Origin of the sequence: Parapedobacter tibetensis (assembly GCF_024704835.1) — a bacterium.
Taxonomy (GTDB): domain Bacteria; phylum Bacteroidota; class Bacteroidia; order Sphingobacteriales; family Sphingobacteriaceae; genus Parapedobacter; species Parapedobacter tibetensis.
Genome location: NZ_JAMXBE010000006.1, coordinates 195,602 through 219,988, shown reverse-complemented (window position 1 = coordinate 219,988; position 24,387 = coordinate 195,602). Strand labels below are relative to the sequence as shown.

The following is a 24,387-nucleotide window of genomic DNA, read 5'->3' as shown; positions in this document are numbered from 1 at the left end:
GAGATTGACCGGCTTTTTTTAATAACGCAAACCACGACGGCCGTGTTCACCGTTTACGTCCTCTTTTCTCAAAAGCACAATAAAATCTATATCGGTTATACCTCCAACATCGAAGAGCGGTTCAAACCGTTTGAAAGGGAGGAAAAAGAAAAATGTCTTCACCCACCACGCACGCGGTATCCGGTCATGCAACCATGCTGTAATGCAGTGGGGGCATCGCCGGAGATCCTTTCCATATCCCTGTTCAATTACTTCTGATGCATTTTCCATCGTACAGGCCCTCCATGCTTTTCCAATATTCCCGATCCCTTGCAAAGACTTTATCCAATTATTCCTTTCCTATTTACCTGATTTAAATACTCGGACCGGCTGCTGCTCCGGTCCTGAGTATTTATTCCCCTTCATGTGCTGCTGAATACAGAGGGGATACCTTTGATTTATCAGAATGTATACCTCAGCCCCAGTTGCACCTGTGCCCTGGAGTTGAAGTAATCAATACTATACGGCTTGCCCGGATCGGCGAACGTGAATACTGGCCAGTTTCCCGCGTTCTGCTGTGGTGGAAACAGCGTCGGCGTCAGACCCACGCTGCTCGTCGAATTGAACGTATTGGGCGAGAAGTACTGCACACCCCATTCCTTGTACAGCAGATTAGTCAGATTCACCACGTCTGCCGAAATGGTCAGGAAGTGGCCCGATTTATTCACCGGCAGATCGTGCGCAATGCGCAGATCGGCCTGCACGTTCCAGGGTGTGCGCCCCGTGTTGCGCTCGGTAAACTCCCCACGTCTGGATGACAGGTATTCGCTTCCATCGATGAACGCATTGAAGGCTTGTGCTTGCTGCTGTGCGGTCTGCCCCCTTGAAATATCCTTGAAGTAGTTGATCGCCTCGCTTTGCGTCGGAATATAGACCAATGACACCTGTTGCGGAAGCCCCTGTGTGCTGTTGTTCACGATTCCGTAGGTGAACGGCGAGCCGGACTGTGCCGAGAAGAACAGGTTGATATTCGTTCTCCCCGCACTTTTCCAGTCGTGGCCATAGCTGATGCTCGAGACAATCCGGTGACGGATATCGAAGTTGCTGTAGGCCAGCGTCGGATTGTTCGGTACCAGCGACTGGTTCAGCTGCCAGTTGCTCTCCATCGAGTTGCGTATACCGTTGCTCATGTCCTTGGATTCGCCAAAGGTGTAGCTGGCGGTAGCGTTGAGGCTTTTCCACTGCTTGCTTATAGTTCCCGTCAGGCTGTAGCGGTAGCCCTCGCTGGTGTTGCTGAGTAGATACACGTTCGAGAACCGGCTGTCCACCGTGCCGCTGTATACAGGTTGCTGCCTATCCGTATCGTATCCGTACCATAGCGGGTTATCTTTGGTGTTCAATTGCTGGAATAGCACATCACTGACATTCTTGGTGTACATCACCTCCAGACTGAACTTCCAGTCGTTTTGAGCCTCGTAATCGATGCCCAGGCTACCACGGAACACCTGAGGCGGCGTAAAGCCGTTGTCCACCAGGTCCACCTGCGTCTGCCCGCTGTTCCGGTCGCCCGTCACCGCCCCGTTCTGCTGGATGAAGTCCCCCAGTCCGTTCGGGCTGGGTTTGATGGCGTCCGACCCCGGAGTGAAAGGCTTCCGGTCGGCGCGCTGATCGAACGCCCCGTAGCTGTCGCCCGTATTGTAATAAGCATAGGCCAGCCATGCAAAGGGGATTCGGCCGGTGAAAAGGCCTGCTCCACCGCGGACAACCAGACTGCGGTCTTCGGTCGCCTCCCAGCGGAAACCCACTCTTGGGGAGAGCTGGACACGGTTCATAAAATCGTTGGAGATATGGCTGATGGGTGTGTAGTTGTAAGTCGTCCCGAAGTTCGGATCGGCCCAGATGTCCCGCACCTTATCGCTCAGCGTAGGCATCTCCGGCAGGTGGGTCAGATCGGCACGCAGTCCTGGGGTGACGCGGAACCTGTCGCTGATACTGATCTCGTCCTGCACATACAGGCTGTACATGTTCACGTTAAAGTCCGCTTCCGGGTTGTCCAGAATGTAATCCCTTGTATTATTGATATAATTATAGCTACCCCGTACACGGTAAGGGTTATTACTGATAAAATCCTCGATGCTGTTGTAGTCCACCCGGCCGTTCCATCCATTCACAAAACCATAGCGAATGCTGTACAGCTCGTTGTGTGTTCCAAACAGGAGTTTGTGTCTGCCGGTATTCCAGTTCAGGTTGGCAGTCACTTCCCATGTTTTTTGCTTCATATCGAAGATGCTGGCCTCGCGGTCGGTACCCAAGTAGATGGTCGTGCCGGGCGTGCGCCCCTGTACCTGCACCTGCGGCAGTGTGGGATCCGAAAGCGGGTCGCGGCTGTCGTTCACCACCGTGTAACCAATTACGGCGTTGCCCGAAAGCGAATTGCTGAACCGACTTTTCAGTTCGGCTACCGTGGAGCTCTGGTTATTGGTCTGTTCGAAAGCCATGCTGGAAAAGCGGAAGTCCTGCTGGTCACGATCCATGTGTGTGGCAGAACTACGGATCGTATTGTTCCTAATGGCCAATTGATGGCGGTCATTGATGTTCCAGTCCAGCCGGTTGAAGAATTTGACCGATTTCGACCAGTTGGTGTACAATCCCGCCGTTCCGGCATCGAAGATGTCGCCGTAGCGGCTCTGTACGGTACTGGCTATCGAAGAGGCATCCGCTTCACTTAGGATATGGGATGTCTCCACCGTACCGACCAGCAATTGTGTTGGATCCTGTCGGCGGGTGATCTCTTCGTTGCTAAAGAAAAACAGCTTATCCTTGATGATCGGGAACCCGATACGGAAGCCTGTCTGGTAGTCGTAGAAGTCGCTGTGCATTTTGCCGAGTGTCCCCACCCGGTCTTTGTCCGTTATGGCGGCGTTGCGACCGAAACCATAGACGGAACCTTCGACCTTGTTTGTACCGCTGCGTGTCACGGCATTGACCGATCCGCCCGTGAAGTTACCGATCTTCACATCGTAGGGGGCCAGGTACACCTGCATATCCTGTATGGCGTCGATGGATATGGGGTTGGTGCGGGTGGAACTTCCTGCCATGCCGGATGTACCGGTTTGCCCGCCCAAGGAGGGCGAGAAGCCGATCGCGTCATTGTTGATCGCACCATCGATGGTCACGTTGTTGTAGCGGAAGCTGGTACCACCGAAGCTGTTGTCGCGGCTGCCCTGCGGAGTGAGCCGTGTGACGTCCGTGACCGAACGGCTGACCGTCGGCATATTGCGCACCTGTTCCGCATTGATGTTCTTTCCTACACCGTAGATATCGGCACGCTGGCCTTGCGGACGTCCGGTCACCACGACCTCGTCCAATGCCTGCGCATCGTCGCCCAACACGAAGTCGAGTCGCTGCGCGCCGCCCAGACGCACCTGTATATCCGGTCGGATATTATCCTGCATGCCCACCATGGAAGCGGTCACCGTATAGGGGCCACCGATGCGGAGATTGTTCAAGGTATAACGACCACCAGCATCGGTTGACAGCCCGTAGCGGGTGCCGGACGGCACATGGATGGCTGTAACCGATGCCCCCGCCAAGGGTTCGCCCCGGGCATCGGTCACCCGGCCGGTCAGGGAGCCGGAGGTTTCCTGGGAATAGGTCGCGGTCGGGATGACTAATAGCATAATACAGCCCATTAGTAGCATCATCCGTAACCAATTCAATATAGTTAAGCTTTTCATTCGAAAATAATTATTCGTTATTGTTTGTTTTCATTTGTACTCATGAACGCTACGCGTTTTGTTTTTAAAAGGCCTCATGGAACCATACATGATTGAAAAAGAGGTGTTTTTCATTCTCTTTTGTGTTTCGTTAAATCATGTGGGTTTCATCAACTTTTTAAATATTATCGTTTAAAGGATCGGTTTTTTGTCAGATAGGATTTGAACATCAAGGTCTCAAGACTGTACTGATCCCGTGAAGTACGCCATTGTTTGCCGTACGTCCGATATGGCTTTCAATCAGGATTTCCGAGGTGTTCAATCCTCCTGAATTATCTGGTTTACTGATACTGATCCCCCGAAACCCCGTTTCGCTGATCCAGCTGTAGTTCGGTAAAAGCTGAATCGATGCCTCTTTTCTGTCCAACATGGTTTCCGTATATAGTTGGCTCGCCACATCGGCCATCATAATGTAATCGTACAGGTATTGCCGGCCTTCGGTAATATGGGGTAAAACAAGCTGCTTCAGCTCATCTGGTGACATGCTTTCGATTTCATCCGTGGTAAAGATTCCCATGGCCACAAACGCGCTGTTCAACGGCGCAAAAACGGTCAGCTCGTCCGATCCTTCCAATAGGTCTGCAAGACCGCTGTGCCGTACGGCAACGCTGAAAAAAGTGAACGAAGCATCGTTGGAAATAAGTTCCGCCAAACTGAGCTGTTGGGTAGGCTGTAAAAGTGCCTGCGTGGTGTAGACCAATCCGTTGCTTGCCTCGAAACCTTTTGGCTGAACAGGTATTCCATTGATGGTAAACAACGACTCCCTGTCATTTTGCATGTGACTGATATAGGCCGTCATATTGTTTTGCATCGTAAAAACCTGGTTGCGTTCCTCACCAAGGTCGTTCAGCTTTAGCACTCCGGGATAGATGTGGTAGGGAACGATCTGTCCGACTAACGTGGCGTTGCTGCGTATTGCGTTCCGGGCTTCGGCTCCTAAACTATTAAATGCCTCATTAGCCGGTGCAAATACGGTAAAAGGCCCGGCCTCCGTAAGCAGCGGGACATGGTTTGTGACCTGCAATCCCAAAAAGAAATTCTGGAGTGAATAATTGTTATTTGCCACTGCTGCAATGCCCCTGGCATTGTGAATGGAGTCTACCGGTGAATCTTCTTTTGTACAGGACTGGAATACCACCGCGATGTGCAGGAAGATAAACACGTTGATGAGGTATCTTGTATAAGCTCTTAACATGATCATGCTGATTTTAGGGTTTAAGGGTTTGGCCACAATAGATTGTCTATCCGGTGTATTACGCCGTTCATGGCGACTACATCGGATTGTTCCAAGACAACGTGGGCAGCCCGACCGTCGGGCGCGTCACCACGCTGGATGGTGATCCGATTTCCTTCCGGGCGGAACAGGAGCTTCAGTTCGCTGCGTTCCTCTACATATTGCGAGAAATCATACAGATTTTCATCAAAAAAGGTCCAATCGTAAAATGTCAATGAAACGGAGCGGCGTATCCCTTCATTCCGGAAAACGGAGTTCCACACCATATCGTTGGTAAACACTAGCTGATTGTTTACGTTTGTGGACTGCCGTGACATAACAAATACCGGGAAATGACTTATGGTGGTTGTTCCCGCGAAAAAGCTGTGGTTTAGTACCGAATCCATGTTGGTATAGCGGGGCCTCCTCCTCATATCTTCCATATATCCGGTGGTGGTTACATACGACGACCGGATATAATCTGCTATCGAAGCAATGTCTGGAAATCCTGCCCTGATGAATGCCTGGTTGTCCGGGGCAAACACCGTGTACATATTATTCATATTCAGATTACCTGTTGTTATAGTTCCGAACATGGGAGTGAAACTACTAAGTTGCGGAAGGTCATTAATGAACGGTTCAGGCGTCGTCCAGAATAACTCTTCGCTCCGGTTTTCCGGGTCAATACCGACCTGGAATTCCTGATACACCTGGTTGCTGATATTCAGGGCAGTCAGGTAAAAACTGAATGATTCGTCTTCCTGCAGTATTTCATACACCGTTTTCCTCGGCTTGATGGGCAAAGTATTGATTAGGTATACTGCGCCGTCTGTAGCAGGATGTATATCATTTCCGACTGTACCGGCTTCTTTTCCGTTCAAATAGATGTTCCCACCTCCCCAGGCCAAGTAGAGCAGGTAAGGCTGGTGGGATACCTGGATAGATCCCCAGCTATCCTGCAGCTCATAACGCCTGGCCGGGATGATGGGACGAAGGGTGTTTGTTCCCGAAACCGGATCGGACGTGTTCGTCGGAACATAGCGCCCCCGTACGGTCAGGTACATGATGAGTTCCCGGCATGCTTCGGCAGAAAGGTTGCTTATGCTTTCCACGTTATAGCCCATGGCTTGCCATGCGGCATCGCGGGGAATGAATAGCGTAAATGGTGTAAGGGTATCCGCGGTTGTGGCGCGGACACTGTCCATATACTCCTTGACGCCCGACCTGGAATAGACTTCCCGGAAAATGCTTATCTCTTCCTCTTGCGTTATGATTTCCGTTATTTCCTTTAATGCTGTATGCTGATACGGCAATGGAGGCTGCAACTCCACCGGTATTTCTTCCACTTTACTGCATGACCACGTAACTATTGCCATGGTTGCCCACAGCGCGATGCAGATCAGTTTTGCGGGGTTTGTTTCTGTTTTCATTCTATATAATAATTTGTGGGTCTGTGGCATTTGCCTGATTTCCGTCAACGTCCTCATTACTTAATGGCCTCCTCCGGCATGACCAGTAAGCCATCGATGTAATGAACCACCCCATTCGCGCAATTGAAATTCATGTAACGACCGGTTAATTCGGAAGCCGAGGTATATCTTGCTTCGCCCAGATAGGCGATGACATAACCCGTATTGACATCCGATGGATTTGGAACGGAAAGTCTGTTTGAACCGATAATCCGTGTGGCCCAGAATGGTGGCTGGCCGGGGCCGATCACCATCGGTTCATTGATTCCCGGCTTGAAAAGGAATGTTCCGGTGTATGACTGGTATTCGTTGACCACGGCCAAACCTGTCTCCGGATCACTGGTCCGTAGGAAAAGCATATTGGCAGAGCTTGTGTTCGGGTAGTCTATCTCATTTATTTGGGTTTGCACGTCGTTTGTAAATATCCGGTTGAAATTTACGATGTAGGCATCCATCAGCAGGGACTGAAACGCTTGCGCATCCATATCCACTATACGATCGGCATCTATGCCGTAACGGAGGAACACGGAATCAGGCGGTGCTAATACGGTAATCTGCTGTTCCGTGGCCAGCCGGTCCCACTGGCCGAACTTTTTGAGCCCGGCAACAAACAGCGATAATTCCGGCCTGGATGCCAGGAAATCCTGCACTGTACCCGTCGTTGTCTTGATAGGGGTCTGGATGGGATAGACCATTCCGTTTTGCAGGGGGGTGCCAAAGGTGCGGGGATCGTTGGATGCCCTCGGATTTTCGATCATCCGGACGCCATTGACGGTGGTCAGTTCTTCCGAATGATACGATATGAGCAACGTTTCCCCGTTTACCGTCGAATACTCGGTATCGAGCGATCGCGGTATATCCCCGTAAAGTAGCCGGCCCTGAATCATATGCTGCTGCACAAATGTTTCCAAACTGTCCGTCGGCCAACGTTGCAGATCGGCCGCTGTGGTTATCCCTATTCGATGGAATGCTTCATCATTGACGGCAAACACGGTATATTCCGCTGTAGCTAAGTCCTCAGATAATCCGGCAAGCTGTGCGGCCTCGGCAAAGAGCGATAGGGACAATTGGTTGTTCAGGTAATCCGAAATGTTGTTTACTTCTGTTGTACCCGGTGGCGGGAAGACGGTCATATCAGGCTTGCTGCAGCGGATAAGACCACTGCATGCGGCTATCAGGACTAAATATAATACAGTTGTTCTCATGATCTATTCTTGAATGTGCATCATTTGATGGGCGGATCGTATGTTTTCATCACGGATGTCATATACACCTGCTTGTTGATAAACTCTATGGTGCTGACCGTGGCAAACGACCGTTGCCGGTACGGACCGGACACGGCCTCACGGATCAGGCTTGGTAAAAGGAAACCCGGTGCGTTTCCACGCCCCCCTGTATATAACTGCGTACGCCCTTCATCACTGAGGTTCGTCAATGATACAATGGTTCCGTTTGCCGGCGCGAACAGTCTATGGCTTGGATCGGATGCACCAATTAACCCTCCTCCACCTCCACCGGGAGGGACGATATCGAGACGGACCCAATGCCTGGCGAGGATATTACCCGTGGTATCATCGGGAAGAAAAAGCGGGATCGTGTTGTACGGCGAAACAACGGGTTCGTGGGAGCGGGTCAATTGTTGCAAGGGAATAAGCTGATGGCCCGGCACGGGGGTAACGCCGATCCGCGGTCGCCGGTTGTTTATCAACGTAAAGGGATAAGGTATGTCGTCCCGGTATAGCGAATAATAAATATTGACCTGATCCTTGATTGCTGTTCCTGTTGCCTGATCGTAGTTTGTGATCATGCTCGAAGGCTCTGGGTGCGCATCGACATAGCCTGCTGCACTTAGGTTATAAAAATTGACATATAGGAGTGAATCGGCAAAGGCCATTTTGTGGAAACGCTCCTGCCTAAGGTAGAGCAAGGTGGAAAGTCCTTCACTGCTTACCTCTTTTTCCAACAGGTTCAGCGTATATACTTCGCCTTCTGACAAATTGAATGTGCTATCCGCGATGACGGTTTGTTCTTCCCGTATGGTAGCCGGCAATTCAAAAAATGGTACGTCAGTAAAAGGACGGGTATAGAATACAAAGCGGTGTGTGCCGGACGGCACTTGTGCCCAACCCGAAAGATCGAAACCGTTGATGACCGGAGCGACCGGGATTTTGAGGTTGCCCGGAAACTCCCGGTTTATGTATGAGGAGGAAGCTGCGTCCGCCGTCGGCGGTGCATATCTTGTCCTGACATCCAGGAAATCTCCAATTACCTTTCCTCCAATTATATGGCCTTCCACACCGTATTCGGGATCAATGATCATGGTCAGAAACGGGACGGGCTTCCCTTTCGTTGAAAGATCTATCCGGTAATTCAAGGTGTTAAATACGCGCAGATAAGCCGCCTCCGGCACCAGGTTGTACTCGGATTTGCGGCAAGCTCCCATGCAGAGCAGTACGCAGCCCAATGCCACAAGGCGGAATGCAGATCCGTATTTTTTGTATCGGTTTCTTTTCTGTATCATGATGGCTTACTGATTATGTTTGATGACGACCATGCTCGGCTTTTGGTCAGTTGTATATCGTCCGATAAGTGCCACTGTATATACGCCGGCCTCCCCCATTGGCCACCCATTGGGATAATGCGGTGCCGGCATGTTGATAAATTGCTGCGCCGTAATGGACTGTACTTCGAACAATCGATTTCCCGGCACTGTTCCGGGGCCGGATCGGTAAACCTGGATCTCCTCCGGCGTGATGTTGATATATGGATAGGGCACCCGATCCACGTCCGGTGGAACGCCCGGCTGAAGATTGCTGGCGGCATCTGAATAGCCTATGCCGCCGCCCGACCGTTCTATCGGCCTACCTAACGATTGCCCGTTGCGTCCGGTAAAGGTGACGTAGTCGATATCCGGACAAAAATTCAAAAAACGTGTCTGGATGTTCATGTCCGTAAAATGGAGTGGATCGTATATGGACGTCATCCCGCTTGCCCCGTCGGGATTGTCGGACAGATTCACCAGCCCGCTCATGTTATTCTGAACCGCATGGATTGCCGGAAGTCCGGCAGGTGTAACATACAGCCAAAGGGTGAGATTGTCACCTCCCCGCACGGACAATTCGTGCTGAATCAATGGATTCCCCGCTTCATCGCTGGCCTTAATCGTTTGCTGACCGGTCGAGATGATATGATATGCACTGGCATCACCAAAAGACATCAACCCGGTTTCTATGTCCGATCCGTTTATCGCCGCCTTTAACGCTTTCCCCAGAATGGCATTTACGAATTGTACCTTCGCATACGTACGGTTTGTCGACGGGGACCGGTCAGTGACCACAGAAAAAGCATTCAGTGGGACACCGGTCATATTTGCTTCAAAACCTCTAAAGTTCCCAGTCACGGCGACTGTATACACGCCGCCGGGCTGAAACACCCGACGCTGCGTAAAGTACCGGCGGGTGCCCTGTATGGTGGCGTCATCCGTACTTTCCACGATAACCCCAATCGGTGGGACAGCCGGGCATTGCCGGTCGCTGCCGTCCACCAAGACACGGAATTCATAGGTTCCATAAGGTATTTCCACGTAGTCAGACCATGCTCCTTTCACGATGCCGGAAGTGGTCGTACTGACCAAACTTCCATCTGCATAAGCCAGACTCAATGTTTCCCCCTCATCGCTGTTTATCCCATCCAATGCCGATAGGTTGATCAGCCGGATCAATATCTTTTCCGGCGAGGAAGGCGTGACGACGGGCCGGGGCACCTGGGTTAACTGTGTTTCATTCGCCAATAGGCGGTTTTGATTGAAGTAGTAGTCCCAGGGCTCTTTGTAATCGTCTTCGATCTGGATATCGGCAGAAGGCCACAAACCGACACTGATATCTGCTTTTCCTTCACTGCCCATAAATTCCTGGGGAATAAAGTAGGTCATGCCGGGCGTACCGGTTTCCGGAAAGTACTTCGTAGGGATGGGAGCCCGTCCACCCGTGGCCGGAGAGGTTTCTCCCATATTGGTAAGCCGTTGGCCGTTTACAAAAATATCCAGACCACTGACCAAAACGAGCCGGGCGGTAGACGGTTCGATGTCGTCATACGCCACCAACCTGTGCTGCTCTATTTTGTCTTTCGCACAGGATGACAGCAATGCTCCGATCCATATCATTAGAAATAGGCGTATAAATCTCATTGGGTAATCGTTATTTGTATCTTATTAATCAATAGTGAAAGTAAGCCCCAGCATGTATTCCGTGCCACGCCGGAAACTCCTTCGTAGGTAACGTTGTCCATAGAATGTACCTCCGGTGCCGGCATTGTTGTAACTCTCTTCAAATCTTGGATTGAGCAGGTTCTTCACGTATCCCTTCAGGGATAGTCTTGATGTGATCCGCTGCCCGAACACAACGTCAAGTACGGGGGCGGGATTGCTGTAGATATCCGGCGTACCATCCATGCTTACCTGTATGAGCCGCTCGCCCACCACATTGAAATTAACCGTCAAGTCGGTACCGCGGCCAGAGTGGGTATAATTGAGAAAAGCGTTAATGGAATAGGGGGCTTGCTCGAAAAGGGGGGAATTCTTCGGTGATTGCCGGTCGATGATTCGTGCCGCCTCCAGGCGTTCCCTGGATTTGACCACATCGCTTTGTACCAACGTGATGTTACTACCGATGAAAAAGTATTTGAGCGGGTCAAACAGCAGTCCCAAATCTTTTACCAGTTCCAGTTCTATCCCCCATACCTGTCCCGTATTGGGGTTGTTCTGGAACGCAATGGTCGGAAATTCAGGGAATGTGGCGCTCGTACCAGCTGTATTCAGGATAAAAGCCCTTTCCAGTTGATCGTATATCTGCTTCTCGAATACCGACACGGCGACCACTTCTCCCGGATTGATAAACCATTCCCAGCGGAAGTCAAACGCCCTGGCGCGTTGATTGGTCAGCTCCGGATTGCCGACCACCAGGGCCTGCAGGAACGGGTCAAACTCGAAAACATTGGTCATCTCGCGTAATTCCGGACGGGCCAATGAGGTATTGAATGCAAACCTGAAATTCATCCTGTTGTTCGGGCTATAGGTCAAATTTGCCGAATAGAACGGCCTGTAAGCGGTCTTATACCCGGTGACAGGGTTCACATAAACCGGGGTGATCCCTTCGGCGATAGCGGGATCGATGTATACGCCAACTGTATCCACCTTGCTCTGTATGTCCGTGTTCTCGAACCTCACGCCTCCCGCCAGACGTACCTGATCGGTTAGCTTCAGGTCGAGCATGCCGTAAAAGGCATTCGTCTCATTGAATCCGATGTAATTGTTGGGCGACTTCAGGCTGTTGTAAAGAAAACCGTTGACCAGTGGAGCGCCCTCTCCCGACAGCGGATCTTCCAGTCGTATTCCGATGTTGCTTTGGCTGACCAGTTGATTCACATTGCCTTTTGAAAGATAAAGCGGAAGCTGTCTATCCGACCCGAAATTGGACCCGGGGAGCGATAGCACATACTCGGAAAAATCACGTTCACGGTAAAGATAGTTGACCCCCATCTTAAACACCTGCCGGTTGAAAATCTTAAAAGGGATCGCAAGGTCTGCCTTGTAGTTATAATTCAGTTCCTCCAAATTCCTGAATCGTCTGCCGTTGGGATCTGCCTGTATCAATCCAAACGGGCCATAACCCCTTACGTAACCCGAAACCAGGCTGTAATGCTCGTCCGTCCCGATGTATTCGATGGGATTTTGATTGGGCACCAAAAAAAAGCCGCCATTTCCGGGCCGGTATTCCGCCAGGTTGACCGAGCGGAAGTCGGGGTCGTTATGGCTGGATCTGGAAGACGCCAGATTATAACTTAATCTTGGAGCATACTCCCCTGCTCCCAACTGGTGTTCGCCCTGGAGATTGAGCGTGTTGAATATGCGATGGGTTTGTTTCAGTGAATACGTCGTGTTGTAAATCGGTCCGTCAAATCCCGCCGTATACTCGTATTGTCCCATTAAACTGGTTGCCTGAGTTTCACCTCCACGGCTCCCAATGTACTGCATGCTGATCTCGTGCTGTCTGCTGAATCGATAACTGATCCCGGCGAGCAGACCGTAATTCAGCACCTGGGTTCCCGTATTTTCCTGATGGGAAACGTATCGGCCAAGAGCGGTCCGGTTCGGCGTGATATAGCCGGGAATGCTCCGGGACTGCTGGATGTAGGTACTACCCGTGGTGACACCTTGAAAGATGCTGTATTGATTTACTGCACCACCCGCTATATCAGTGGACCGGCTATAATAACTGCCGCTGGCTATGACACCGATTTTGTCGCCGTTCGCCAATGTGTATGCATCGCCGAAGGAGATACCATAAATCCCATCCAGCGGCGCCTTCCGATAGGTCGTGTTCAACACTGGATCAAAGCTGCGCATGATGCCGTTGATACGGTTTACCTCGGCCAGCTGTTCCGTGCTGTTATTAGCGCCGGCGATAACACGTTGCATTTGTGCAAGCCCCCCCGGGTATTGTCCTCCCAAACTAATAAACTCCGAGCTTAAGTCTTTTTTATTGATGTTCTGCGCAAAAAAGCCCATATCGCTATTGAAAAAGCTGTTTACCTCTCCGCCGAGGCCTATATTGGAATTGGTTCCCTGCTGGGCCGTAATGGCCAGCACGCGTTTGTCAGGTATGGATCGTGTCTTGAGTTCTATGATACCGCCCGAAGCGTCGGCAGGAAGATCGGGGGTAATTGTCTTGAAAACGGTAATGTTGTCCAATAATGTTGCTGGGATCAGATCCAACGGGACACTGCTGCGGTCGGGATTGGAAGAGGCCAATCTTATTCCGTTTAATTGTCCGATTACCGAACGGTCGCCCAGGCCTCGCACGGCAACATACTTATCCTCTGTAACGGTTACACCTGTCACGCGTTGCAATGCTTGCGACGTCGTGATGCTTCCCGTCCGTTCGATCTGCTGGGCCGAGATGGCATCCTGCACGATGGATGCCTTGCGGCGTTCATCCAAAACGGCAATTTCCGTGTCGGTCTTCCGACGTGCCTGTATGGTTACTTCCCCCAGGGCTGTGGAGGAATAATTCAGCGTCACCGTGATGTTTCTTTCGGCGGCACTGACATGTACTTCCTTGGTGTCATAGCCGAGGCAGGTAAAAACCAACGTAGCCCCGGCTTCCGGTATGGGCATGGCGAAGTTGCCGTTACCGTCGGTGGTGGCTCCTGTATTGGTGCCCTTGATACGGATGGAAACACCGGGCAGGGTGGTCTTGCTGTCAGCATCAATCACCCGGCCACTGACCAGAAGCTGTTGTTGAGCGCTATTCATATTGCTTGCTTGGGATTGTCTGGCCGGAGTTTTCTTAATGATTACGATCTTGTTGTTGATTGTATATTGGTACGGCAGATTCACAAAGCATGCTGCTAATACCTGTTCGATACTAGCATCTTTGATATCGATTTTGATTTTCGATGTCCCGTTGAAGATATGGGCATCGTATAAAAAATCGTAGTCAGCTTGTCGCCTGATCTCTTTTAAGATATCGGGTATACTACTTTCCTGCTTACTTATATTCAGTCGTTGAGCGTAGGTTGCAGCACTGACCTGTACCAAAAAACAGGTCAATAACACCATGGTGATTTTCATAACACGCATGATTTGATAAAAATCCATACTTTTGTTTTGTAGTTATCGTTTTTGTAAAATTTGTTCCCACATTTTTTCAAGACTTAACTATTTGGCGGCAGGTGTTGGTAGCACCTCCGCTTCTTTATTTAAACCATTAAATTGTTTTCGGTTACCGTATCTATTGTTCCACTACAACCCTCCTTCCTTGCAATGTCATTTTTACCGTACCTATAGAAGAGACGCTTTTAACTACAGCTGATAATGGCTGATGGCGGGAAATCATTCCTGTGAGCCGAACTTCCCCAAGTGCTGCGGGGCACTCGACCTCAACGTCATACCAACGGGATACTTTCCGCAATACACTGGATAATTGCTCCTCTTTGAACACAAAATCACCGTTTCTCCATGCCAATTGTTGTTCCATATCTGCGGCAATAACTTGCAAGTCATCGGATAGATTGGCCTGTTGACCGGGCCTCAGCATGACCGATTTGCCATTTACGGCAGACGTAACCCTTACACTTCCTTCCACTAACGTCGTATAGCTATAAAGCTCGTCAGCATAGGCATTGACATTGAATTGTGTGCCCAATACCTGGATTTCCTGTTTATCGGTCTCGACGAAAAAGGGTACGTTTCCCTGTTCGTTGGATTTCTTCACCTTGGCGATTTCAAAGAAAATCTCTCCAGACATTTTCACACGGCGTTCTTCATCCGAAAAATGGATTGGATAAGTGAGTGAAGATGCCGCATTCAGCCAAGCCTTCGATCCATCGGGAAGGGTGACCCGGTATTGTCCACCGTTGGGGGTGACCACACTATTGTGGGCATCGGCAGCAGTGACTACCTCATTATCCGCTCGGTACACAATTTCACCTTCCGCGGTTTTTTCCACATGAAGTCCCGCTTGATCAACAATTTTTCCATTCTCGGCTTCCGATAATGAAATGGTTGATCCGTCTGCCAACGTCAACAGGGCTTTGTCACTACCGGGAAGCACCTCATTTTCCCGCTGCGCAACCCGCGTGTCAGAAGTCCTTATTTTGGTGTTGTAAGTCACCAGTATAGCAGATCCGATCAGTATCACAGCAGCCGCTGCTTTCATCCAGGCCGGAAATCGAAATCTATGGGTCTCGGATTGGTGATTCAATGGAGGCAGTTGTTTAAATGCGCGTTGTCTCGCAAAAAACCGTTCGCTGAAATCTTCCACATCGGCATCGTCTATCTCTGATTCGTTATCCTTCTGATCGGTGAGCCATGCTTCTTTTAGACAGGATCCCACGAATTCCCTGTCTATATCCATTGCCAGATACAATCTCACCAATTTGATCTCATGCGGTTGGCATTGTCCCCGAAAATACCTGATCAGTGTGTTTCTCGATGGTCGCTCCATTTTTTTCTTTTTTTAAAGGTGGCTACATCATGCCCCTATAATAAAGAATGTTGGAAACGTGATTTCTAATCAGATGAAAAATAAGATTTCATGATTTGTTAATATTAGGCGAGGTTGGGTAATATTAGGTTAATATTCGTTACCGATGTGGCCAGCAATATGCCGATCAAGGCATCGGGGTATTCCTTCATTTCCTGTCTAAGGACTTTCAAGGCAGCATTCATATGGTTATTGACGGTATGGATGGACATGCCGTTTTTTTCTGCTATTTCTTTCCGGCTCATGTCCTGCTCGCGGATGGACAGGAACACCTCCCTTTGTTTAGGGGTGAGCTTGTCAAGGGCCGTCCGATAAAGAGATTGGATATCCTTAATAGTAAATTCCGGATGATCTGTGCTGCCAAGTTCGCTTAAGGAGAGGTCGTCAATATTCTCCGTTTCCAATACTTGCTTGCGGGAGAGCGCGGCCGTTTCTCGACGCAGAATGCCGAACAGGTAATCATCGAATTGCTGCACTTCGGAAAGGCGATGTTTGTGTTGCCATATTTTTAACAGCGCATTCATAACCAGTTCCTCAGCATCCTCCCGGTTGGAAACAGATTTCAGTGAAGAAGCCAAAAGACGACGGTAATAATAATCCAATATCTTTTTGAAGGCCAACTCGTCGCCGGCCAACCACTGTTGAATATCTCCATCTATTTTTCGTTCAGCCATTTATGTTGCACACAAAAACACAGCAAACTTAGCCATAAGGAGATTGGTTAAAGGTTATATTTTTGTTAAGGTATTATTAAAATAAAACACGAATCACCCACTTACGTATTGTTTGAGCCAACGTTGCAAAGTGGGGGTGGGTGACGATGGAGGAGCCTGCGGAGTATGGGGATGGATCCGAAGCCAAGACCGAACTTGGTGACGGAATTAAAGCTTTTATACAAAAACAGGATTGATATCTAAAAGCTGCCTGAACTATTCGAAAACGCTTGGAAGATAACGTTTCATTGCCAAGCTAAGTAATATTGTGCCGGATTTTGCGGAAGAAGTAAAGCGGTTTAAAGAAATATCGGAAGTCTGATAAAAGGACATGAACGGAAAAATAACCCTGATCATGTCCCTTTCAATAAGATGAATAATGTAATTATATGCCTTCTTGTCGCAGATATTCTAAAACGGAAATGGCCTCTTTTTCAGTTAATCCGAGCGCTAAGGACTCCCGTACAAGCCGTGTACATCAAACCTGATGAGTGGTTAAGTTTTTAATGAAACTTGGATTCTCGAAAGAATCAGCAGTTTCACAGCATCGGCGCCTACTTCTTTACATTTCTTTATAATCTCCATTTTGACACGTTCTTCGCCGCCAAATCCACCGACCAATTCGGAGACGTGTCCGATCACCCTGTAGTTGCGCTTCACGTCTTTTGCCGCATAATACACATCGACCTGCTCGGTCGGTTGAAAACGATCGCCGACATAGGATACGGTCATACACGCGTTCAGTGAAACCAACAAAACCAAAACCGGTATCCAACCATAAAATATACGTCTGTTCTTGGGCGGCGCAGGAAAAAAGCAAAAAAAAGCAGACTACTATTCTCTTCATCGTATCGCGAATCATTATTTAATTACAACTCAATTCCCTGATTTAATATTCCTGAAAGCGGTCAAGTCGGCATGATCCTGCAACAGGATATGGCCTTTCAGTGCTTCCCCAAAATTCGGATAATTTTTGAATTTGCTCTTAGCCACTGCTTCACGAAACTGTTTTCCCCCACGTTCGTATTCCAAAACCTTTATCCCGTTCAGCCAATGTTCAACATAAATTCCCTGTGCAACAATACGGGCATTGTTCCATTCCCCAGCCGGATTCACTATATGGTTTGTGGCCTGCAGTAATTCATAAAGGCATGCAATGGAGTGCAGGTTGCTATCATCCAGTGGCCTTATGCCCGTATCATGTGTTTAATCAGCACAAATCACAATATATGTGAAGCCGCTTTCGCGGCCGGATTTAATGACATCAAGTATTTCAGGGAGCAGTTTTCGAAGCTTTTCGGGATGAACCCTTCGGAATATAAACGGAAATATGCCGCCACCCTCAGGAAAAGTCACACGATTAAAAAAGTGCATTAGTCTCTTTTCCTAAAAGCATATCAAAATCCATCACCTTATACTGCACTTGGGCAAATGGTTCGTTTTGTGAAATCCACGCCACGATGACGCTGCTATCCTTCAATCCGATGACCACTGGCGCACCGGTAGACTTGTCGGGCGGAGAAATGGAGATTACCTCTCCATTTGGGAAGGTTTGCGCGAAGACGGACCACCTGACACGCCCCCCCGCTTCCCGCTGTGCGTTGTAAACCACTGCCCGTCTGCCGTCCGGCAACAAGGCTAGTTGGGCAAAGCGGCCGTCAGCATCAAGCAGCGTCCTATCAAGCTGACCTGAGCTGATATCCAGTTCGCCGTAATATAACCCCTTGTTTTTCCCGGCCGTGAACCAGGTGGCAAACAGAGATTCTCCGTCCACAACAATGTCCGGACCGTTATGCGGGCAACCGTCCACGCGCCATTCATCCTTACTATATACCCATCCGTTCTTGAAGGATTTACCCCCATCCATGGAGAGGCTGTAGTGGATATCGCGTACGGTGCCCGTCGGTGTATCTTTTATATCCCGGTATAGCAGCGCGATTTTCCCATCGGCCACATAGAGCGCCGTACGGCAACATTCGCATGCATAATCGTCCACTACGGTTTCGTAGGTGAACCTTCCCGTACTATCGGTGAGCGCGAAATGCACCGGTCTACCACCCTTTTGATGTGACTTATCCAGCCAACTTACACCTATTCGTTCGCCAGGTAGCGCCACGACATCGAAGAAATCATGGCCGGCCTCCTGACTGCTGTCGCGGTGCACGATCGCCGGTCCGCTCCAGCTTTGCCCTCCATCTCCCGAAATCAGGTACTCTATACGGCCCGCATAGGGATTGTTTCGCCCGCTGATACGCGCCGCATACACAGCATAGAGTTTTCCTTCTTCCGTAAAAGCAATCTTGGGCATGCCTTCAGCATGAGCCACGATTGACGGGCTCGCCGGGATGGACAGCTTATTCCCAAATGCCTTCTTTAGCGCATCCCAACGCGCAAAATAAAGGCGGGAAGCTCCTCCGGCACTGTCGGCTTCCGTCCATGCGGCTACCGGAATCCCCTTTTCATCATGAGTCAGGTAAACCGTCTTGGCAACTTTCCCTTCATCGGATAATCGTAGGATATTATCCGTTCCTCGATCGTTAACTCCACAGGCGCCCAAGGCAAGCAGTAGGAGAACCATCCATTTCAGTTGTGATTGTTTATTAGCCATATATTTCATGATCAAGCTTTATGTTAAAAGATATACTGCAGGGACAATCCTCCCCGTAAAGATCGCGCCGGAGACACATTATAGTAGCGTGGCGCATCGCCGCTGGCATTTAAGTTCGGCAGCGAGGAATACAGTGTGTTGGTCGCATTTTCCACGCCAGCATGCAGGTCTACCTGCCAGTGCATGAGGAGCCGGGTCCGGTAGCCCAATTTTCCGCCTAGCAACATGTATCCATCCATCATGTCGGTGTTTTGGTCGTTCAGGAATATCCGGCTATAGTAATTCGTCACTGCCGAAAGGTACAGCCCGGCAGGCCCAAGGACATCAATCCCCCCAGCAACCACGAAGGGGGACACACCCGGGATATCGTTGCCTGCCACATCCATCGTACCTCCCGATAGGTATTCCCTGAACACGAAGTCGTTGTAGGTAACATTTGCCCATGGCTTGATCCCGGATAGTACAGCATTCGGTGATAATTGCCAGTCGTAATAAACAGACGCCTCCACACCCCGGTGCGACGTAGCCCCGGCATTGCTGTAGATTGTCTGCCAGCTTTCGTCCCGTTTTGATACGATCTCATCGGTCAGTTGCAGGTTGTATGCCGTTACATCGAAGCCAAACCTTCCTTGCGCTATGCTACCCCGTATACCAGCTTCATAGTTGACCCCTTTCTCCGGTCGGATATCATTGACTATGCCCCCCGGATTGAATATTTCTGAATTGTCGGGCTGGGCGAAACCATAGCTAATGCTGGCATGTGCCCCTATGGCATCGTTGATCCGGTATACCGCAGCGACACGCGGGGAAAACACCGGCTCAAACTTCCGTTTGCCGGACGAATTGCTCCCGTCTTCCCGATAGAGGTCGGTGACCTCGTAAGTAAGCCCGTTCAGGCTTGCTCCCAACGTGAAAAGGATTCGGTTGGTGATATCAAATTCCGCTTGGGCAAAAACGGAATAGCCTATGGCGACCACCTCGTTGTCATTGTACAGCTTACCCGGCTCCCCGCCTTCCAGGTTCTCATAGTACTTGGGGCTTACGAACGACCGCTGTGCTTCCGTACCGATTGAAAAACGACCTTCGGTACTGCCTACAGACGCTCGGTAATTGAATTGCGTTCGTGCCCCATATCCGAAACCGTTCTCTCGCATGTAGCCGTTGTACGACGGGCCGCTGCCGAATGGATGGTCCACGTATCGGTAGTTGGTGGAAACGGAGGTGGTATTATCGAATCGACCACTCCAAGTATAACGATGGGAAATCCCCACGTTGGTATTGGTGCTATTAATCGACGTGTTGTGCAATGTGTTGAACTCAGTGGCCGCCTGCCTTGGATTTTCCCTGGCCTCTTCTTCGGTCAGGCCGCCAGGAAGCTGGATATCGTTTTTGTTGTGCAACACGAAAAAGGAGATGGACTGCCTGGCATTTGGTGAGAATGTGCCCATCAGGTTGATGGCTTGCTGGCCGAACCGTTGCTGTAGACGGTAACCATCGCTGTGTTGGTTGATGTAATTGGCTACTAAACTAGCATTCTCCGTCGACATATTGGCTGACAGGGTGGTGCGGTAAAGCCCATAGGAGCCCGCCGTGAATGAAGCACCTACACTTTTCTGATTGAAAGGAGCTGTTTTGCTGCGGAACAGCAACACGCCTCCCGTTCCCGCTCCGTACATGCTGCCCGCAGGACCTTTCAGTATCTCCAAGCTACCGAGACTGGAAACATCCATCAGGCTGATTGGATTTCCGCCACCTGCGGTGGTCATGGGGATATCATTCCAGTACATTTTCACGTTGCGCACGCTCCATGGCGACCGGAGTAAGCTACCCCTTATGGATAGGCGGTAGTTCCCGTAGTTATAGGCTTCCATCTTCACGCCCGGCACGGTATTGATGGCGGGCATTAGGTCAATGGCCGGTTGCCGATGCAGTTCTTCCGCACCCAGCACCGAAATGCCTCCAGCATTTTCAATAAGTTTGCGCCCGGTCTGGTACCCGGTTATCATCACTTCGCTGAGTGTGATTCCCGAGGTTTTCAGCCGCACTTGCAGGAACTGGCCGGCGGTGAAACGGGTGGTCGTGACTTGGTAGCCTAGGCTTGTGATGGACAGGGTTCCTTGTACCGGAGTTGAGGGCAAGTCGAAATAACCCGACCCATCTGACAGGGTATGCAGGGAATCTCCGATGGCAATCGTCGCGTTTCCGACGGGGTTTCCGGTGTACAGGTCGATGATCCGCCCCGTTACCTGTCCGAACAATGCGGGGCAAAAGGATACATATATCAATATTATACTAGCAATTTCTTTAGTTATCATGATAAGTAATGGCAATACATAACATACGATTACAAGCATTGGAATATCCAATACAGGCAATGCTTAATGATTCGATCGGTAAAAAATGGATTCATATCCGGCAATGTGATGTCCGCATGGAAGCGGAACTGCCGGTAATGTCAGGAAATGGGTGGTCGGAACAGCGAAAAGGTGAAATTATAGGCGTATGGTGCCTGGTCACGGGGAACCGGGTTGGAGTCCGGCGCAACAGCAATTGCTTCAAGGTCACATGACCATGTGATTTGCGTAAAAACCAATTGCAACTCTTGAACTTTTATTTTTGATTGCTCCGTATCCTTTTCCTGAGTTTCTTTTAACTTCTTCATCAATACGCATTGCCCCTGACAGGCGTTGTCCAACATCTGGCGTTCCCTACAGAGGTTTTCTGCCACATAACCCCGGTTCAGGAGAAACGCCATGTTTATCCATACCGCCGAAGTGGAGCTATATAGGATCAAGATAAGGAAAAGAAAGGTGATGGCGTTTCTGTACATCCCTGCAAAAGTATGAAATGCACAGCATTTTTTTTTATTAAGGGATAAAAACTTTATACTTCGCAGATTCCTTTCAGTTTATCCAGGGCTTTCGGATAGGTCACCTTGAAGTATTCAAACATTTCGTCGTTGACATCTATATCAACGGTTACCGTGGTGGCTCCATCATGCTCTTCAAACGTGTAATTTTCAAAGGTGCCTGCCCAGCCTTCGGCAGCCGGTCCTTCTGTTATTTCTTTGTCCCCATCGATGATACCAGTATATTCGATGGAAACAAATCGGTGAAGGATATTTTCCTTAATCCGTCCCACCATACCTTCTCTTTTGCCCTCGTCGTTGGTTCCCACAAAAAGAATCTTCGAGCCTTTGTCCCAACTTCCCTCCATATCAGATTCAGATGAAGGATTGAATACCGCTGTCCATTGTTTGAACGTTTCTTGGCCGAGCATCGTGTCGTATACCTTGGCTACCGGAGCATTGATGTCCTTTTTGAATTGCATCTTTTCCATTGCGAAATCATTTAACGGTTAACATTGTCCGGCGATTAAACCGGATTAACAAATCTACGTTACAAAGGTACCACAATGCCGCTGATTCATATTGGTATGATGCGCCAATATGGAGGGGCATTTGCGACAAAACTTCGTTGATCCTGTTAAAAATCTTCCCTACCCAGTTTTTTGAGCATCTTGGCATGCTCCTGCAGTGCTTTCAAAAAAGTGGGCTGTTCATGGTAAGGCAGTCCAAATTCAGCTGTTGTGGCTTTTACTATGGGAGCAATCTTCGGATAATGCACATGGCAGATGCGGGTGAATAAGTGATGTTCGATTTGATAATTCAGCCCGCCAATAAACCAGGATAGGACACGGTTATTAGGTGCGAAGTTGGTGGTATTACCTAATTCGTGAATCGCCCACAATCTCCAGGATGTAACCAATGAAATCGTTAACCTTCTTATTGGAAGAATAGGTGCCATGATTGGCATCATGCATCACAGCGGTACCTATACCACTCATGCCCAACCCCATCAATAACCAAAAGCCCAAGAACAGCCAGCCGTTATTGCCTGCAACCCCAGTAACGATCATGATATAAGGCACAAAGTACAACATGAGCATCACAAAGGTCTTTATCCACATCGCCGTATTGGCATAAGGCGAAATATTATTCGATTCGAAGTACGTCTTTACCTTAGACACAACTGCATCATAAAAGCTATTTTTTCCTTTTGGCGCAAAGTGGACAATATCGAGTTTTCCCACTTCCATGAGCAACTATTTAATCAAACTTATGTAAAAATAGATAAAATATGGTTTCATATAGATATCTGTATCAATACGTTTTAAATTCCAACAAATACCATAGAAATTGGTTTAGCTTTTTATAAATTTAGGAAGGCTTTCGAAACCCATCTGGATGCTATCCATATGATTCATGTTGCCGGGAAGTGTCATCTGCCAAAAAACGTGGGAATCGCACGTGATTTGTTACTGTTTTTATAAAACATTTATTCTTTTTTCCTAACTTGCACACCTAAGAACATTACAGCAATGAGTGAGGCAGCAACATTACAAATCCAAGTGGAGCATACGCAACAATCGAGGCTCTCACAGGTAGATTTCAACAACCTGAAATTTGGGCAAATCCTTTCCGACCATATGTTGGTGGCCGAATATGCCAATGGGCAATGGGAAGATGTGCGTATTGTGCCATATGGTGATATTTCAATTAGCCCATCCATGTCGGCCCTTCACTATGGCCAAGCCATTTTCGAAGGAATCAAGGCCTACAAATTCGTGGATGGCACAGTTAGCATCTTCCGACCTGACAAGAACCACGAACGATTCAATAAATCAGCTGCACGTTTGGAAATGCCAGAAGTACCTCAGGAAATTTTCATCGACGGACTGCGAAAATTGATTGGCTTGGACCACAGTTGGGTGCCCGCCACACCAGGAGCTTCCCTGTATATACGGCCCTTTATGTTTGCTACGGAAGCTGCTTTGGGCGTACATCCTTCCAATTCTTATAAGTTCATCATCATTACCGGACCGGTGGGCAGTTATTACAACAAGCCCTTGCGGGTGAAAGTGGAAACCCATTTTACCCGCGCTGCCGACGGTGGTGTTGGTTTCTCAAAAAACGCCGGTAATTACGCTTTGTCACTGCATCCCACGAAACTGGCTCAGCAAGAAGGCTTCGACCAGTTAATATGGACGGATGCCAAGGAACATACCTATGTGGAGGAGGCAGGTACGGCCAACTTACTATTCAGGGTAGGCGATACCATCATCACTCCGTCGGCTGATACCATCCTCCATGGTGTGACACGCCGGAGCATCATTGAAATAGCCCGCCATTGGGGTTACCAAGCGGAAGAACGCAAGGTATCGGTAAAGGAATTGGTTGATGGCATAAAAGACGGTAGTGTCACCGAAGCTTTTGCTGCCGGAACTGCCGCCACGCTCACCCCCATTTCCGAAATCGGCTACAAGGGCCAGCTTTACACCCTGCCCGACCCTGCTAAACGGGAGTTTTCGAACAAAGTGCTCCAATATCTCAATGACTTGCGATATGGAAGGATTGCCGATGAGTTTGGCTGGAATTTCATTGTTTGAGTGATTCAGCCTTAATCCAGGTAAGCAATAGCAACAAACATTTAGTGTCGCTGAGATCCGGTTTTACACTAAAACCACTTATTGGCAATATCATCACAGTTCTGTGGGTGACCACTACGCATTGATTATGTATATCG

At 49.3% G+C, this 24,387-nt stretch carries 20 protein-coding genes; 3 read left to right on the top strand and 17 right to left on the bottom strand.

Annotated elements, in window-relative coordinates:
- Window positions 1-42 precede the first annotated feature (42 nt).
- Window positions 43-258 carry a GIY-YIG nuclease family protein gene (locus NF543_RS25545; RefSeq protein WP_373275007.1) on the top strand — a complete coding sequence of 72 codons (216 nt, stop codon included), beginning with the start codon at window positions 43-45 and terminating at the stop codon, window positions 256-258.
- Window positions 259-440: 182 nt separating this feature from the next.
- Here NF543_RS25545 and NF543_RS12335 read toward each other — a convergent pair whose 3' ends face one another.
- The 11 genes from NF543_RS12335 to NF543_RS12285 form a co-directional block, all read right to left on the bottom strand.
- Window positions 441-3,659, bottom strand: a complete 3,219-nt coding sequence (locus NF543_RS12335; RefSeq protein WP_257668436.1) for a TonB-dependent receptor — start codon at window positions 3,657-3,659, stop codon at window positions 441-443.
- Between the two features lie 265 nt (window positions 3,660-3,924).
- Complete coding sequence (locus NF543_RS12330; protein ID WP_257668435.1) at window positions 3,925-4,956, bottom strand: fasciclin domain-containing protein; 1,032 nt, start codon at window positions 4,954-4,956, stop codon at window positions 3,925-3,927.
- Between the two features lie 14 nt (window positions 4,957-4,970).
- On the bottom strand, window positions 4,971-6,398 hold the full coding sequence (locus NF543_RS12325) for a fasciclin domain-containing protein (RefSeq protein WP_257668434.1): 1,428 nt from the start codon (window positions 6,396-6,398) through the stop codon (window positions 4,971-4,973).
- Window positions 6,399-6,454: 56 nt separating this feature from the next.
- Entirely contained in the window at window positions 6,455-7,642 is a 1,188-nt protein-coding gene (locus tag NF543_RS12320; protein WP_257668433.1) for a fasciclin domain-containing protein, read from the bottom strand.
- 20 nt (window positions 7,643-7,662) lie between these two features.
- Window positions 7,663-8,958: a hypothetical protein gene (locus NF543_RS12315; RefSeq protein ID WP_257668432.1), complete on the bottom strand. Its 1,296-nt coding sequence runs from the start codon at window positions 8,956-8,958 to the stop codon at window positions 7,663-7,665.
- Between the two features lie 6 nt (window positions 8,959-8,964).
- The gene (locus NF543_RS12310) at window positions 8,965-10,623 is read right to left on the bottom strand and encodes a hypothetical protein (protein WP_257668431.1); all 1,659 of its coding nucleotides are present in this window, start codon (window positions 10,621-10,623) and stop codon (window positions 8,965-8,967) included.
- Window positions 10,624-10,647: 24 nt separating this feature from the next.
- Window positions 10,648-14,094 carry a TonB-dependent receptor gene (locus NF543_RS12305; protein WP_257668430.1) on the bottom strand — a complete coding sequence of 1,149 codons (3,447 nt, stop codon included), beginning with the start codon at window positions 14,092-14,094 and terminating at the stop codon, window positions 10,648-10,650.
- A 133-nt stretch (window positions 14,095-14,227) separates the two neighbouring features.
- On the bottom strand, window positions 14,228-15,442 hold the full coding sequence (locus NF543_RS12300) for a FecR family protein (protein WP_257668429.1): 1,215 nt from the start codon (window positions 15,440-15,442) through the stop codon (window positions 14,228-14,230).
- 104 nt (window positions 15,443-15,546) lie between these two features.
- Complete coding sequence (locus NF543_RS12295; RefSeq protein WP_257668428.1) at window positions 15,547-16,155, bottom strand: sigma-70 family RNA polymerase sigma factor; 609 nt, start codon at window positions 16,153-16,155, stop codon at window positions 15,547-15,549.
- A 534-nt stretch (window positions 16,156-16,689) separates the two neighbouring features.
- Window positions 16,690-16,926, bottom strand: coding sequence for a hypothetical protein (locus NF543_RS12290; RefSeq protein ID WP_257668427.1), 237 nt, complete (start codon window positions 16,924-16,926; stop codon window positions 16,690-16,692).
- 144 nt (window positions 16,927-17,070) lie between these two features.
- Complete coding sequence (locus NF543_RS12285; RefSeq protein WP_257668565.1) at window positions 17,071-17,352, bottom strand: 3-keto-disaccharide hydrolase; 282 nt, start codon at window positions 17,350-17,352, stop codon at window positions 17,071-17,073.
- Window positions 17,353-17,394: 42 nt separating this feature from the next.
- Between NF543_RS12285 and NF543_RS25540 the strand changes: the two genes are divergently transcribed.
- Complete coding sequence (locus tag NF543_RS25540; protein ID WP_373275006.1) at window positions 17,395-17,571, top strand: helix-turn-helix domain-containing protein; 177 nt, start codon at window positions 17,395-17,397, stop codon at window positions 17,569-17,571.
- Here the strand turns inward: NF543_RS25540 and NF543_RS12280 are convergent.
- The 6 genes from NF543_RS12280 to NF543_RS12255 all read right to left on the bottom strand — a co-directional run bounded on the left by NF543_RS12280 (window position 17,555) and on the right by NF543_RS12255 (window position 22,900).
- Window positions 17,555-18,811 carry a sialidase family protein gene (locus NF543_RS12280; RefSeq protein WP_257668426.1) on the bottom strand — a complete coding sequence of 419 codons (1,257 nt, stop codon included), beginning with the start codon at window positions 18,809-18,811 and terminating at the stop codon, window positions 17,555-17,557. The two genes, NF543_RS25540 and NF543_RS12280, sit on opposite strands and share 17 nt — an antisense overlap.
- A gap of 14 nt (window positions 18,812-18,825) precedes the next feature.
- Window positions 18,826-21,117: a TonB-dependent receptor domain-containing protein gene (locus NF543_RS12275; protein ID WP_257668425.1), complete on the bottom strand. Its 2,292-nt coding sequence runs from the start codon at window positions 21,115-21,117 to the stop codon at window positions 18,826-18,828.
- Between the two features lie 140 nt (window positions 21,118-21,257).
- Window positions 21,258-21,632 (bottom strand): hypothetical protein, encoded by a 375-nt coding sequence (locus NF543_RS12270; RefSeq protein ID WP_257668424.1) that lies wholly within the window; start codon window positions 21,630-21,632, stop codon window positions 21,258-21,260.
- A 53-nt stretch (window positions 21,633-21,685) separates the two neighbouring features.
- Window positions 21,686-22,141 carry an SRPBCC family protein gene (locus NF543_RS12265; protein ID WP_257668423.1) on the bottom strand — a complete coding sequence of 152 codons (456 nt, stop codon included), beginning with the start codon at window positions 22,139-22,141 and terminating at the stop codon, window positions 21,686-21,688.
- Window positions 22,142-22,287: 146 nt separating this feature from the next.
- Complete coding sequence (locus NF543_RS12260; RefSeq protein WP_257668422.1) at window positions 22,288-22,551, bottom strand: fatty acid desaturase family protein; 264 nt, start codon at window positions 22,549-22,551, stop codon at window positions 22,288-22,290.
- On the bottom strand, window positions 22,526-22,900 hold the full coding sequence (locus NF543_RS12255) for a hypothetical protein (protein WP_257668421.1): 375 nt from the start codon (window positions 22,898-22,900) through the stop codon (window positions 22,526-22,528). Before NF543_RS12255 ends, NF543_RS12260 begins: the two co-directional genes overlap by 26 nt.
- 282 nt (window positions 22,901-23,182) lie before the next feature.
- On the opposite strand from NF543_RS12255, the gene NF543_RS12250 reads away from it, so the two are divergent.
- Window positions 23,183-24,250: a branched-chain amino acid aminotransferase gene (locus NF543_RS12250; protein ID WP_257668420.1), complete on the top strand. Its 1,068-nt coding sequence runs from the start codon at window positions 23,183-23,185 to the stop codon at window positions 24,248-24,250.
- The last annotated feature ends 137 nt before the right edge of the window (window positions 24,251-24,387 follow it).